This window comes from Haloplanus ruber, assembly GCF_024494725.1.
Classification (GTDB): Archaea; Halobacteriota; Halobacteria; order Halobacteriales; family Haloferacaceae; genus Haloplanus; species Haloplanus ruber.
The window spans coordinates 795337-807966 of the sequence record NZ_JANHDK010000001.1; the positions used below are offsets into that span (position 1 = coordinate 795337).

Below are 12630 nucleotides of genomic sequence, written 5' to 3' on the forward strand. Positions count from 1 at the left end.
CCGAGCGGAGTGAGGTTTCGTCCGGTTCAAATTTGGTGTCGTGCATATTGATTCGAGCGAACCAGAGGGCCGAAAGTGCGCTTAGCTGGTAACACGGGACACGGAGCGGAACGGTGAGATTCGAATCCAGTTCTGTCCAGACACGAGACAATCGCAGTCGAGAGCAGATTTCGGCGGAGCGTGACGTCGACTCCCGTCAGCGGTGCTGGTACGTGGCTTCAAGTACGGAATCGAGGTCAATCCCGACGGCCAGATAGGAAAGGTATCGAAATCGTCGAGAACGCGGTCGGCGGCGACTGACCCGACGGCCCTACGCGACGAACTCGACGCCGGTGATTTCGAAGCGGGCGCCGCCCGCCGCACTCTCGGTGATCGAGACGTCCCAGCCGTGGGCCTCGGCGACGCCGTCGACGATGCTGAGGCCGAAGCCGGTGCCGTCCGCGGCAGTCGAGTAGCCCGCCTCGAAGACGTTCGTACGCTCGGCGGCGGGGATGCCGGGGCCGTCGTCGGCGACGTAGAATCCCCGGTCGTCGTCGAGTGTCCCGACGGTGACCGTCACGTTCGCGCCCCTGCCGGGGTCGGTAGCGTGACCGGCGTCTTGAGGAGTGTCCGATCCCTCGCTGTTCCCGGACACTGTCCGGTTGCCCGTGGAGCCGTGCTCCACGCTGTTCCGGATCAGATTCTCCAGCAGTTGTCGGAGTCGGCTCTGATCGGCCTTGATCGTTCGGTCGGTGGCGACGACGAGTTCGGCCGCGCCCGTCTCGACGGTGGCCCAACACGTCTCGGCGAGGGTGTCGAGCGCGACCGGTTCCACGTCGTCGATGCCCGTCCCGCTCCGGGCGAGCGTGAGCAGGTCGTCGATCAGCGTCTCCATGCGTTCGTGGGCCCGGATCACCGAATCGAGGTTGTCGTGGCCCGCCTCGCAGGCCTCCTGTGCCAGTTTCGCCTGTCCCTGGGCGACGTTGAGCGGGGTGCGGAGGTCGTGTGAGACGATGCTCGTGAACTCGTCGAGCCGTTCTTTCTCGCGTTCCAGTTCCCGTCGCTCGCTGACGTCGATGTAGAAGGTGAGCGTGCCGGTGGTCTCGCCGTCTCGCCGGGGGACCGACCGGAGGAGCGTCTCGACGACGTCACCGTCGGCGGTGCGGAGCTTTCGGTCGGTGCGGACGAGTTCGCCCGCGGTCACGAGTTCGTCGCCGTCGTCTTCGTGGATGCGACGGCGCGAGTCAGCGGTGTAGAACGATGCGAGTTCGCGGCCGATGACGTCCGCCCGGTCGTAGCCGACCGTCTCGGCGAACAGCCGATTGCAGTCCTCGATCACCAGTGTGTCGTCTTCCGCACGGGTGACGACTGCCATGACCGGCGCCTCCTCGAAGAGGCGGCGATACTGTGCTCGGAGTCGGCTCGTCGTCGTCTCGAGTTCCGCGGTCCGGCGTCTGAGTTCGCTCTCCCGTTCGCGTCGCTCGGTAACGTCCATCATGGCGCCGACGACGGCCTCAACCTCACCGTCGGCCGTGGTTACGGGGGCGGCGTTGACCGAGAGCCATCGGCGTTCGCCGTCCGGGCGGTCGATCCCCAGTTCGTGGTTCATCACCGGCTCACCGGTTTCGAGAACGCGCCTGGCGGGGTGTTTCGACCGGGGCACGGGGTCGCCGTTTTCGTCGACGACACCCCAGGCCGCGTCGTCGTAGGTGCGGTCCGTGATGGTCGCCCGCGAAAGCCCGAGGATCGCCTCGGCGCGTTCGTTCGCTCGGCGGATCGATCCGTCAGGGTCGACGATGATGATCCCGACGGGACTGGTCTCGAACAGCCGTCGGATCTTCTTGCGCTCGGCGCGGAGCGTCGCCTCCCGCTCCTTGCGCTCGGTGATGTCGGTGATGAATCCCTCCAAGACGGTCGGTTCACCGTCGGCGTCAAAGACGGCCCGGCCGCGTTCCCAGAGCCACTTGATCGTGCCGTCCGCGGTGCGGATGCGGTAGGTGACTTCGAAGGAGTCGCCGTCTTCGAGGGCGTCTTGGACGGCCTCCCAGGACTTCTCCCGGTCCGCGGGGTGAAGGACGTCTTTTCCCCAGTTCACGGCGTCTGATTCCAGTTCGTCGGCGGTGTAGCCCGTGAGCGCCTCGACCTCTCCACGGAGGTCCTCCATCGGCCACCCCGGTTCGTTCCGACAGCGGTACGTCATCCCCGGGAGGTTGCTGATCAGCGTCTCCAGACGTCGGACGTACTCCTTTTGTTCGGTCACGTTCCGCACGACCACCATGCCCTCTGTCGAGTCGAGGTGGTCGACGGGGACGATGTGGACGCGGTACCACTCTCCGCCGAAGAGTTGCTCGAACACCCGTTCCTCGCCGTCGAGGGCCGCGCGGTAGTGTGAGTCTTGGGCGTCGCTCACGTCGGTGCCGAAGACGTCCGTGACGGTTCGGCCGATGAACGACCCGGGGTCCAGCCCGATGGTGTCGAGTTCGGCCCCGCCGGCGAGGACGAACTCGCGGTTCTCGTCGAAGAGGAAGACGGCACCGTCGGGGAACTGTTCGACGAGTGTGCGGTACCGACGGCGGCTCTCGCGGAGCGTCCGTTCGCGTTCGATCCGGGAGAGGGCTTCCTCGGTGTTGGCAGCGAGCGTTCGCGCGAGCGTGACATCGGACTCGTCGAAGGCCCCGGCCTCGGTCGCGGCGGCGTACATCACCCCGTGATCGCCCAGCGGCAGGATGATCTCGGCGCCGAAGGCCGTCTCGGGATTGTAGCGGCCGGGTTCGTCGCTGACGTCCTCGAATACGCGGACCTCGCCGGTCCGAAACGCCTCCCACGAGAGGCTCTCGCCGGGTTCGTAGGTCGGCGGCTCACCGATCAACTCGATGGCCTCGTCGGTGACTGCCGCAGGAACGAGCGCGTCCGCGGCCTCGTCGTAGAGGTAGACACTGTTTATCTGCAGGTCGAGGACATCCCGAGCCGTCTCGACCGCCCGCTCGGCGACCGCTTGGCTCGTATCCGCGGCCATCAACTCGCGGGTCGCCTCGTGGAGCGCCTCGATCCGTCGCCGGCGCTCCCGGCGCTCGGTGACGTCCTGAAACTGCGAAAAGACGGCGACGACCGCACCCTCGGCGTCGGTGATGACTCGGTTGTGCCACTCACAGACGATGTGTTCGCCGTCCTTGCGGACGTTTTCGTCGATACTGTGGTAGCCGCCCTCGGTTTCTGCCAGCGCAGCCGTGACCGCCTCGACGCTGTCGTAGCTGTCGTCGGCGACGATGGTCTCCCACGTCTCGCCGCGAAGCTCCGCCTCGGTGTAGCCGAGAATCTCCTCGGCAGCGTCGTTGAGCCGAACAATCTCGAAGTCGCTGTTGTACTCTAAGACGCCCAGCGGCGACTGCTCGATGAACAGGGAGAGTCGTTGCTGGCTGGCTTCGAGTTCTCGCTGGGAGCGATACTGTTCGACCGCGTTCGCGATGCGGTTCGCGAGGACGGTGTACTGGCCGGTGCCGCCCCCTTTCTGGAGATAGTCGGTGACTCCGGCAGAGATTGCCTGGCTCGCGATTTCCTCGCTCCCTTTGCCGGTAAAGAGGATGAACGGCAGGTCCGGATGCTCCGCCCGGACGGCGTCGAGAAACTCCAGGCCGTTTCGCTTCGGCATGTCGTAGTCGCTGACGATACAGTCAACGTCCATCGTCCCGAGCAGTTCCAGTCCCTCGCTCGCGCCAACGGCCGTCTCGACGTCGAACCGGTCGTCCTCGCGTTCGAGGAAGGTCGCGGCCATGTCGGCGAACGCCGGGTCGTCGTCGACGTGCAGGACGGTTATTCGGTCCGTGCTCGGGGTCATCGTGGGTGATTAAGTCCCGTTACATCGGGTGAGGTATAAGTATGTGGACGGGTGGGTGGTCAGGCGTCCGGGATCGCACCCTCCTCGCGCAGCCGCGTCAGTGCCGCGTCGTCGTAGCCAAGTTCTTGGAGGATGGCCTCGGTGTCCTCGCCGAGAAGCGGCGGCGCGCCGTCGAAGCCGGCGTCGGCGTGCTCGTAGTTGAGCGGGTGTTCGATCACGGGCACCGTCCCAAGCGCGGGGTGGTCGATCTCCCGGATCACGTCGCGGGCTTCCGTCTGTTCGTTGTCGAGGGCGGCCGGCACGTCGTACACCGGGCCGACGGGGAGGCCGCGTTCGTCGGCCAACAGGTCGACCCACTCCTCGGTCGGCCGCTCGCGAAACACCGCCGCCAGTTCCGTCTCGAGTTCGTCCATGTTGGCGACGCGGTCGGGGTTGCTGGCAAAGCGGTCGTCCTCGGCGAGGTCCGGGCGGTCGATAGCCGCACAGAGCTCTTCCCAGAGCTTCTGGTTGCCACAGCCGACGTTGAGGTAGCCGTCGGCGGTGGGCAGCGCCTGATAGGGGGCGAGAACCGGGTCTTTCGTCCCCATGCGCTCCGGTTGCTCGCCGACGAACGCCTTGCCGGCCTGTTTGGTGAGCCACGGGAGCGCGGCGTCGTGCATTCCGATTTCGATCCGGTCGCCCTCGCCCGTGAGTTCCCGCCGGAACAGCGAGCCGACGACCCCGAACGCCGCCCACATGCCCGTGATGAGGTCGGTCTGGGGCAGGCCGACCTTCACGGGGTCGCCGTCCTCCGGTCCCGTGACGCTCATGATGCCGCTCGTCCCCTGCACGAGGAGGTCGTAACCCGGGCGACTGCTCCACGGTCCCGTCTCGCCGAACGCGGAGATAGAACAGTACACGATGTCCTCGTTCACCTCGCGGAGGTCGTCGTAGCCGACATCGAGGCGCTCGGCGGTCCCCGGGCGGAAGTTCTCGACGACCACGTCGGCCTCCGCGACCAGGTCGTACAGCGCTTCGAGCCCCGAATCGGTCTTGAGGTTGAACTCGACGCTCAGCTTGTCGTAGTTGATCGTCCAGAAGTAGGGCGATTCGCCGTTGTCGTCGGCGGTTCGCCCCGGACCGTCGTACTCCGCGTTCGGCTCGACGAAGGGTGGACCGGAGTGACGGTTGTCGTCGCCGACCCCGGGTCGTTCGACCTTGATCACCTCGGCGCCCTGATTGGCCAGCATCAGCGTCGCGAACCCGCCCGTGACGAACGTGGTAAGGTCCACGACGGTGATGCCGTCGAGGATACGATCTGTGTCCGCGTCGTCGGTCGTTGTCATACACGCAACTGCGAGCGACCCGACTAAAATCCTTCCGAGGCCGCCCGAGATGCGGTCACACCTCGTCGTCGAGAAACCGGTCGCGTACGTCGTCGTCGGGCACCATGCACTGCTCCCGGCGGCCGAACCAGTCGTACCGGTTGGCGGCCACGACGTCGTAACAGGCGTCTCGGAGTCGTCGCGGGAGGAGGCGGGCGACCCCGAGGAGACGATAGGGCCACCCGAGTAGTTCCGCGACGCGGAGGACGGCGGCCGACTTCGTGTAGGCGCGGTCCCCTTCGACGAGCACCACCGTATCGGGGTCGTCGGGCAGGCCCGCCCGCGACAGTAACGTCTGTCCCGCCGCGGACTGGATGGGGGCATAACGGATGCGACCCGCTGGGTCGAGCGGGACGAGCAACTGGACGACCCCGTTACAGAGGTTACAGACGCCGTCGAACAGGAGAACCGGGTCGTCGCTCATCGGTCCCAAGACTTGCTCCGCGAGGCGGTTACGTCGAGGCCCGGACTGTAGTAGCGGATCGGTGCCGTGTCTGGGCGCTGGAAGCCGTTGGCCGCAAAGAGCGTGTTCCGCCGTACGTCGACTGTGGCGGGGTACAGCGTCCAAGGTTCGTGATCGATGTCGGCGTAGCGAAGCGAGCCGTCCGGCGCCTCGGTGTAGAAGCGGTAGCGCTCGACGAGAAAGCGCGCGAGGGAATCTTCGCCCGCCTCGAAGGCCGCACCGGTGGGGCGGTAGGTCGCCGCGTACGCCGCGGGGCGGGCGCCCGGGTGGCGCCGTCGGCTGGTGAACCGGACGCCGCCGTCCGCGCCCGTCAGCGAGATGCGCGCGTAGTAGTACGGGAGGTGTTGGGTGAGACGGGCACCGAGAACGCCGAGGAGTCCCTCGGCGTCGAGGCTGAAGAAGTAGACGCCGGGTTCGCCGTCACAGGTGACGTAGGTCCGCAGGTTGAGTTCCGGGAGCGGCAGGCCGAGCGACGCCGGGAGTCCCCGGGGCCGAACCGCAACGTTCGTGAACGGAATCACCGAGAGCCACGCCCGACCGTCGTGTTCGTCGACGGTCAGCGCGTCCGGGAGGTGCGGGTCGACGACGGCGGGGTCGACCGGCCAGTTCTCGAACAGCAGGTGTCGCCACCCCATCTCCAGTGGGACCATACTCGAACGTGGGGCGCCGACACCAAAACGTCGCCGTCCGGGTACCGGAAATCGTCGGCCGCCGGTCACTGAAAGAGGGCGACCACCGCGACGAGTACCGCGCCGACGACGACGCCCGCGCCGAGCAGTACCAGCGGGCTGTCGACGGCGTTCGCGACGGCCGCGGCGACACCGACGGCAACCAAACCGAGCAGCAAGACCGGAAGCGCCCGCCGGCCGGGGAGTGCCCCGGCGAGCCGCTGGCTCAGCGGGGTTCGGTCGGTACCCTCCTCGCTCGCGGGGCTGGAGAGCGTCTCGTCGACGTCGACTGGCCCGCTGTCGTCGTCGGGTTCGACCGTCACCTCGACGGTCTGGGTCTCCGCGCCGTACCCGGTGGCGATTTCGAGGGTCCCCGTGACCGGTTCGTCCACGTCGCTCACGCCGACGGGGACCGACCGAGTGGTCTCACGCTCGACGAAGAGGTTGCCGTCGGCGTCGATGCGGACGACCGGCGACAGGGCGTCGTCGGCGCGGACGTGGACGTGAACAGCTTCACCGTGGTTGCGGAGTTCGACCGAGAACGGCTCCCCGGTCGCGAACTCAGCGGGTGCTTCGACGTCGTGAAGCTGCCCACGGTTCAACTCGACGAGCAACACCGGAGTCACAGTCGACGGTCACACCCGGGGACGAAAAAGCTTCAGGCCGTTCGGCGGCGTCGTGAGGTGTTCGCGTACGGCGACCCGGCCCGCCCGTGACGGGGCCGCCCGCGGCCGCCTACTCGTCGTCGTCTTTGATCTCCGACAACTGGTCGACGAGGTCGTCGGTCGAGGCGTCCGTCTCGAAGGTGACCTCACCCTCGTGGTCGCTCTCGTGGACGGACACGCCCTCGGACTCGTCGTCGGCGTCGATCTCCTGGTTCTGCTGTTCGGACTCATCGTAGCTCCCAAAACCCATACCGGAGAGTGCGCACGACGGGGGTTAAAGTGACTCGGTTCCCTGCACGGAGCCGTCCGGCGACGTACTGCCACAAAAATAGTTATAGACCTGGACGGTGACGTTCGGATCGTCATGCAGAAGCCGCTCCTAGTGACCGACTTCCTCGACAGAGCCCGGGAGTACTACGGTGACAGCGAGGCAGTCGTGGCGACGACGGGCGACCGATATACGTACGACGAACTCGGCGAGCGGGCGGACCGATTCTCGGCCGCACTCCAGGCGCGGGGCATCGAGAAAGGCGACCGGGTGGCGGTGCTCGACCCGAACACGCATTACCACCTCGAAGCCGCCTACGGCATCATGCAACTCGGGGCGGTCCACACCCCGCTCAACTACCGGCTCACCGCCGACGACTTCGAGTACATCCTCGCGGACGCGGGGGTCGACGCCATCTACGCCGACCACGAGTACGCGGCGGCGGTCGAGGCAGTCCGGGACGACGTCCCGACCGAGACGTTCGTCACGAACGACCCGGCGGCCGTCGACGGGGACTGGGAGGGATTCGACGCGCTGATCGACGGGGCGGGGACCGACTACGACCGCCCGGAGATGAGCGAGGACGAGGTCATCACGATCAACTACACCTCGGGGACCACGGGCGACCCCAAGGGCGTGATGCGCAGTCACCGGTGTGAGACGCTCCACGCCTACCTCGTGACAATCCACCAGCGCATCGCGGACGACGACGTCTACCTCTGGACGCTCCCGATGTTCCACGTCAACGGCTGGGGGCATATCTTTGCGGTCACGGGCATGGGCGCGACACACGTCTGCACCCGTGGGGTCGACGCCGAGTGGATCCTCGAGACGGTCGTCGCCGAGGACGTCTCCTATCTCTGTGGCGCACCGGCGGTGCTGAACCTGCTGATCGACCACTACCGCGAGCACGACGTCCCCACCAGCGGTGCGAACGACGTTCGAATCGCCACCGCAGGGTCGGCGCCGCCGGAGGCCACCATCCGCACCGTCGAAGACGAGTTCGGCTGGTATCTCACCCACGTCTACGGCGCCACCGAGACGGGACCGCTGGTCACCACCTCCGATGCCCGCCGCCGTTTCGACGACGACTCCACCGACCGCTTCGCGGTCAAGAAACGCCAGGGCTTGGGCTTTCTCGGCACCGAGGTCCGCGTCGTCGACGAGGACGGCGAGGACGTGCCCCGGGACGACGAGACCATCGGCGAGGTGGTTGTCCGCGGCAATCAGGTGATGGAGGGATACTGGGAGCAACCCGAGGCCACCGAGGCGGCCTTCTCCGAGCGCGCCGAAGGGTACTACCACATGGGCGACCTGGCAACGGTCGACGAGAATGGCATGATCACCGTGCAGGACCGCAAGAAGGACATCATCGTCACCGGCGGGGAGAACGTCTCCAGTATCGAACTGGAGGACACGCTGTTCGAGCATCCGGCGGTGTCGAGCGTCGCGGTCATTCCCGCGCCAAGCGACCGATGGGGCGAGGAGCCAAAGGCCTTCGTCGTCCCGGAGAGCGGCGACCCCGATGCGCCGGGGGTCGCCGGCGAGGAACTGATCGAGTTCACCCGCGAGCGCCTCGCGGGGTTCAAGTCGCTCAAACGCGTCGAGTTCGTCGACACGCTCCCGACGACGGCGACGGGGAAGATCCAGAAGTACGAACTCCGCGCTCAGGAGTGGGAAGACGAAGAGCGGATGATCGGCGAGGGGTAAATCACTCCTCGTCGAGGACCCGCGACGTCTCGGCGTACAGGTCGGCCTTCTCGACGTACCGGTCGGCGGCGTCCTGCCACGAGGAGTCCGGCACCTCCTTGACGACTTCGGCGGGCGTCCCGGCGACCAGCGTCTCGGGGGGAACCTCCGTCCCCTCGGTGACGACGCTCCCGGCGGCGACGATAGCGCCCGAACCGACCGTGGCGTCGTCGAGGACGACCGCCCCCATCCCGACCAGCGCCCGCTCCGCGACAGTCGCGGCGTGGACGATTGCGGTGTGGCCGACGGTGGCGTAGGGGCCGACCACCGCGTCCTCGTGGCAGACGGCGTTGTCCTGGACGTTCGCCCCCTCGCGAATCCGGATCGGTTGATCGCCGCGAAGCGTCGCGTTCGGCCAGACCGAGGCGTCGCGTTCGACGGTCACGTCGCCGATGACGACCGCCGCGTCATCGACGTAGGCGTCCTCGTGGACCGTCGGTTCGGCGCCGTCGACCGCTCTGAGTACCATGCGTGTGCGTGCGTCAGGCCTAAATAAAGAGTCACGGGTCGCGACCGAACCCCCTTTCGCCCTCGCCCGCGAAGCGTCGGCATGAGCGACGACATCGCGGTCGTGTGGGGGGACGGCGAGGCTCGGACGCCACTGAGCGCGTTCGACGCCGCGCTGGCGGACGCCGGCATCCACAACTACAACCTCGTCACCTACTCGTCGGTCGTGCCGCCCGAGCGGTCGGTCACGACGGTGGGACAGGTCGAGGCGCCGTACGAGGTTGGCACGCCGGTCGGGGTGGTCCGGGCAGAGCGGGAGTCCACGCGGCCGAACGAGACGGTCGCCGCCGGTCTCGGGTGGATTCGCGCCCGGGAGGGCGGCGTCCTGATGGAGAGCGACGCGGGATCGGCGGCGGCGGTGCGGGCGGATCTCCGGGAAAAACTCGCGGACGCCCGACGACTCCGCGACTGGGACTGGGCGGGCGACCCGGAACTGGCGGTCCACGAACACACCGTCGACCGAACCGGTGCGGTGGTCGTCGCGGCCGTCTACGGCCCGCTCGCAGAGGCGAGAGAGGCCGCCGACGGTCGACGGTAGCGGGAACGGGCGCCGGGATACCGGCCACGCGTTCCGCTGGAATGCCGAGCGCGCGACCCCGGACGGTCAGGACGCTGATCGGGTGAGGCGAGGCGGCCGCCGACGAGACGGCCGCCGAAGGATCGAGGCCCGGTTGCGGCGCGGGCGGCGATCAGCGAACGCCCACACGCGTCGCCGCGAACGCCGAGTATACCCGTCCGAGTCACCAACCCCGAGCCGAGATGCCTTCCGAGATGGACGCCTACGTGATCGAAGAGTTTGGCGACCCGGACGTATTCGAGCAGACGACGGCCGCGGTGCCCGATCCCGGCCCCGACGAGATTCGCGTCGAGGTCGTCGCCTCCAGCGTCAACCCGGTCGATTACAAGGTTCGACAGGGGTACATTCCCGAGTTCGCGCCCGACTTCCCGGCGACGCTTCACTGCGACGCGGCCGGCGTCGTCGACGCGGTCGGTGAGAACGTTGAGGCGTTCGAGGCGGGCGACGAGGTGTACGGCATGCCCGGCGGCGTGGGTCGACAGGGCGCACTCGCCGACTACGTCGTCGGCCACGCGGGGACGTTCGCACACGCCCCCGAGTCGATTCCGCTGGCGGAGAGCGCCGCGCTCCCGGTTGTCGCTCTGACGGCGTGGGAGATGCTTGCCGACAAGACGGCCGTCGACGTCGACGACGACGTGTTGGTCTACGGCGCGACAGGTGGCGTCGGTCACGTCGGCGTCCAACTGGCCGACTGGTTCGGGGCGACCGTCACCGCGACGGCGTCGAGCGAGGACAAACGCGCCCTCGCGACGGATCTGGGAGCCGACGCCACGGTCGATTACACCGAAACCGACGTCGGGGCGTACGTCGACGAGTACACGGACGGCGCCGGCTTCGATGTCGTCTTCGATCCGGTCGGCGACGACCACCTCAACACGGCGTTCGAGGCGGTACGCCCCTACGGAAGCGTCGTGACGACCGAATCGAGCGAGGCAGAGGGTGTCGACCTCTCGCCCATGCACGCCACCTCGCTGGAACTCGGGGTCGTGCTCGTCATCTACCCTGTCCTGGCCGGGCGGGGACAAGCGCGGATCGGCGACGAACTCGAGACGATTGCGACCCTCGTCGATAAGGGCGTCCTCGCCCCACACGTCGACGACCGGTATGCGTTCGCGGACGCCGCGGACGCCCACCGCCGCGCCGAAGACGGCGACTTCGTCGGCAAACTTCTGCTCGTCAACGAGTGAGTGCGTGACCGATCCCCTCTCTCGCTGCCGCGTCCTCCTCGACGCCACTCGTGAACTCGGTTGTCACGTCGTCGTTGCCGGCGAGGGCGACGGTTAGGGGTTCGCCGATTTCGTCCGAGGGGTGTCCGACGGCGAATCTCGCGTCGCCGCGACCGACGAGTCGAGGCAACAAGAGAGTGAGACGCGCCCGTTCTATACGCCACGGCCGTACGACGACTGTGTCGACGATTTGTGCAGGGTGTCACTATTGATGGTGCCGCCCACGCCCCCCACCGGACCCTACTACTTTGTACGGCGGACGCGATAGTCTGGCACCAGCGTGTCGACGGCGACGACACGCGGAGGATGATTTTCGATGACAGCCACTGATCGTGCGGAAGGCGTCTTGCTCGGACTCGCGTGCGGCGACGCGCTCGGTCGTCCGGTCGAGTTCCGATCACCACGGCGTATCGAACGGGAGCACGGACGACTCGACGAGATGGTGGGCGACGGTACCCACCGCAAACCGCCGGGTACCATCACGGACGACACCGAACTGGCGCTCCGGATCGCCCGCAGTCTCGTCGAGCGAGGTACGTTCGACGGCGCCGACATCGCGGAACGGTTCGTCGAGTGGTACCGGAGTGACCCGTTCGACATCGGCGGGCTCACTGCCGACGCCCTCCGACTCATCGACCAGGGACACGCGTGGGACGGCGCCGGACAAACCTGCTGGGAGGCGCGGCCGGAAGGACAGAACGCGGGCAACGGCAGCGTCATGCGATGTGGGCCGCACGCGCTCGCGTTCGACGGCGACGAATCCGCGCTCGTGACTGCGAGTGCGGCTTCCTCTCGGATCACCCACGCCGACCCGCGGTGTACGTACGGCTGTGCCGTGCTGAATCTCACTGTCGCGAACTGTCTGCACGAGCGCGAACGGCCGCTCGCGGCCGCGCTGGAGACCGTTCGTGTGGACGCTCCAGACGAACTCGTCGACGCACTCGAACCGATCGTTGCGGGGGCAGAGCCCGAGCCACTCTCGAACAGCGGCTACGTCGTCCACACGCTCCAGACGGCGCTTTACGAGGCACTCACAGCCGATCAGGCCGGTGAAGCGATCATCGGCGCCGTCAATCGGGGTGGTGACACCGACACGCTCGGTGCCGTCGCCGGCGCTGTCGCGGGCGCTCGGTTCGGCGCGTCGTCACTCCCGCCCGCGTGGCTCGATGTGGTCGACGAGGTCGGTGAACTTCGTGACCTCGCCGGCGACCTGTTCGAGGGAACGTACACGCCAGTACCGTCCTGAGCGGCGCTCCAGAACGGTTGTACCGGTACGCGTGTCGTGGATTCCACGCGCGCTCGACAATTTCTTGACGAAGGCAGGGAACG

Annotated in this window: 12 protein-coding genes; 4 read left to right on the forward strand and 8 right to left on the reverse strand. The window is 67.4% G+C overall.

Annotation, left to right across the window (positions count from 1 at the left end):
- Window positions 1–310: 310 nt before the first annotated feature.
- From NO878_RS04200 to NO878_RS04225, 6 genes are all read right to left on the reverse strand, one after another.
- The gene (locus tag NO878_RS04200; protein ID WP_256404706.1) at window positions 311–3814 is read right to left on the reverse strand and encodes a PAS domain S-box protein; all 3504 of its coding nucleotides are present in this window, start codon (window positions 3812–3814) and stop codon (window positions 311–313) included.
- Between the two features lie 59 nt (window positions 3815–3873).
- Window positions 3874–5139 (reverse strand): CaiB/BaiF CoA transferase family protein, encoded by a 1266-nt coding sequence (locus tag NO878_RS04205; protein ID WP_256404707.1) that lies wholly within the window; start codon window positions 5137–5139, stop codon window positions 3874–3876.
- 55 nt (window positions 5140–5194) lie between these two features.
- On the reverse strand, window positions 5195–5602 hold the full coding sequence (locus NO878_RS04210; RefSeq protein WP_256404708.1) for a thiol-disulfide oxidoreductase DCC family protein: 408 nt from the start codon (window positions 5600–5602) through the stop codon (window positions 5195–5197).
- Window positions 5599–6291: a YqjF family protein gene (locus NO878_RS04215; protein ID WP_256404709.1), complete on the reverse strand. Its 693-nt coding sequence runs from the start codon at window positions 6289–6291 to the stop codon at window positions 5599–5601. The genes NO878_RS04210 and NO878_RS04215 overlap by 4 nt, the downstream gene beginning before the upstream one ends.
- Window positions 6292–6356: 65 nt before the next feature.
- Window positions 6357–6935, reverse strand: a complete 579-nt coding sequence (locus NO878_RS04220) for a DUF7524 family protein (protein ID WP_256404710.1) — start codon at window positions 6933–6935, stop codon at window positions 6357–6359.
- A gap of 109 nt (window positions 6936–7044) precedes the next feature.
- On the reverse strand, window positions 7045–7224 hold the full coding sequence (locus tag NO878_RS04225) for a DUF5786 family protein (protein WP_256404711.1): 180 nt from the start codon (window positions 7222–7224) through the stop codon (window positions 7045–7047).
- Window positions 7225–7338: 114 nt separating this feature from the next.
- Between NO878_RS04225 and NO878_RS04230 the strand changes: the two genes are divergently transcribed.
- A complete protein-coding gene (locus NO878_RS04230) occupies window positions 7339–8952 on the forward strand; it encodes a long-chain-fatty-acid--CoA ligase (protein ID WP_256404712.1) in 1614 nt (537 codons plus the stop codon).
- A gap of 1 nt (window position 8953) precedes the next feature.
- Here NO878_RS04230 and NO878_RS04235 read toward each other — a convergent pair whose 3' ends face one another.
- Window positions 8954–9460, reverse strand: a complete 507-nt coding sequence (locus NO878_RS04235; protein ID WP_256404713.1) for a gamma carbonic anhydrase family protein — start codon at window positions 9458–9460, stop codon at window positions 8954–8956.
- A gap of 81 nt (window positions 9461–9541) precedes the next feature.
- Between NO878_RS04235 and NO878_RS04240 the strand changes: the two genes are divergently transcribed.
- The gene (locus NO878_RS04240; protein WP_256404714.1) at window positions 9542–10036 is read left to right on the forward strand and encodes a pyruvoyl-dependent arginine decarboxylase; all 495 of its coding nucleotides are present in this window, start codon (window positions 9542–9544) and stop codon (window positions 10034–10036) included.
- A gap of 221 nt (window positions 10037–10257) precedes the next feature.
- The gene (locus NO878_RS04245; protein WP_256404715.1) at window positions 10258–11262 is read left to right on the forward strand and encodes a zinc-binding dehydrogenase; all 1005 of its coding nucleotides are present in this window, start codon (window positions 10258–10260) and stop codon (window positions 11260–11262) included.
- On the opposite strand, the gene NO878_RS04250 is transcribed toward NO878_RS04245, so the two are convergent.
- A complete protein-coding gene (locus NO878_RS04250) occupies window positions 11252–11431 on the reverse strand; it encodes a hypothetical protein (protein ID WP_256404716.1) in 180 nt (59 codons plus the stop codon). The two genes, NO878_RS04245 and NO878_RS04250, sit on opposite strands and share 11 nt — an antisense overlap.
- A gap of 186 nt (window positions 11432–11617) precedes the next feature.
- Between NO878_RS04250 and NO878_RS04255 the strand changes: the two genes are divergently transcribed.
- On the forward strand, window positions 11618–12547 hold the full coding sequence (locus tag NO878_RS04255; RefSeq protein WP_256404717.1) for an ADP-ribosylglycohydrolase family protein: 930 nt from the start codon (window positions 11618–11620) through the stop codon (window positions 12545–12547).
- Window positions 12548–12630: the final 83 nt, after the last annotated feature.

Excerpts from the sequence above, each read along its gene's own strand:
- NO878_RS04225 (WP_256404711.1), bottom strand. The coding sequence starts at position 7,224 with ATGGGTTTTGGGAGCTACGATGAGTCCGAACAGCAGAACCAGGAGATC.
- NO878_RS04245 (WP_256404715.1), top strand. The coding sequence starts at position 10,258 with ATGCCTTCCGAGATGGACGCCTACGTGATCGAAGAGTTTGGCGACCCG.
- NO878_RS04210 (WP_256404708.1), bottom strand. The coding sequence starts at position 5,602 with ATGAGCGACGACCCGGTTCTCCTGTTCGACGGCGTCTGTAACCTCTGT.
- NO878_RS04255 (WP_256404717.1), top strand. The coding sequence starts at position 11,618 with ATGACAGCCACTGATCGTGCGGAAGGCGTCTTGCTCGGACTCGCGTGC.
- NO878_RS04240 (WP_256404714.1), top strand. The coding sequence starts at position 9,542 with ATGAGCGACGACATCGCGGTCGTGTGGGGGGACGGCGAGGCTCGGACG.
- NO878_RS04235 (WP_256404713.1), bottom strand. The coding sequence starts at position 9,460 with ATGGTACTCAGAGCGGTCGACGGCGCCGAACCGACGGTCCACGAGGAC.
- NO878_RS04200 (WP_256404706.1), bottom strand. The coding sequence starts at position 3,814 with ATGACCCCGAGCACGGACCGAATAACCGTCCTGCACGTCGACGACGAC.
- NO878_RS04205 (WP_256404707.1), bottom strand. The coding sequence starts at position 5,139 with ATGACAACGACCGACGACGCGGACACAGATCGTATCCTCGACGGCATC.
- NO878_RS04215 (WP_256404709.1), bottom strand. The coding sequence starts at position 6,291 with ATGGTCCCACTGGAGATGGGGTGGCGACACCTGCTGTTCGAGAACTGG.
- NO878_RS04230 (WP_256404712.1), top strand. The coding sequence starts at position 7,339 with ATGCAGAAGCCGCTCCTAGTGACCGACTTCCTCGACAGAGCCCGGGAG.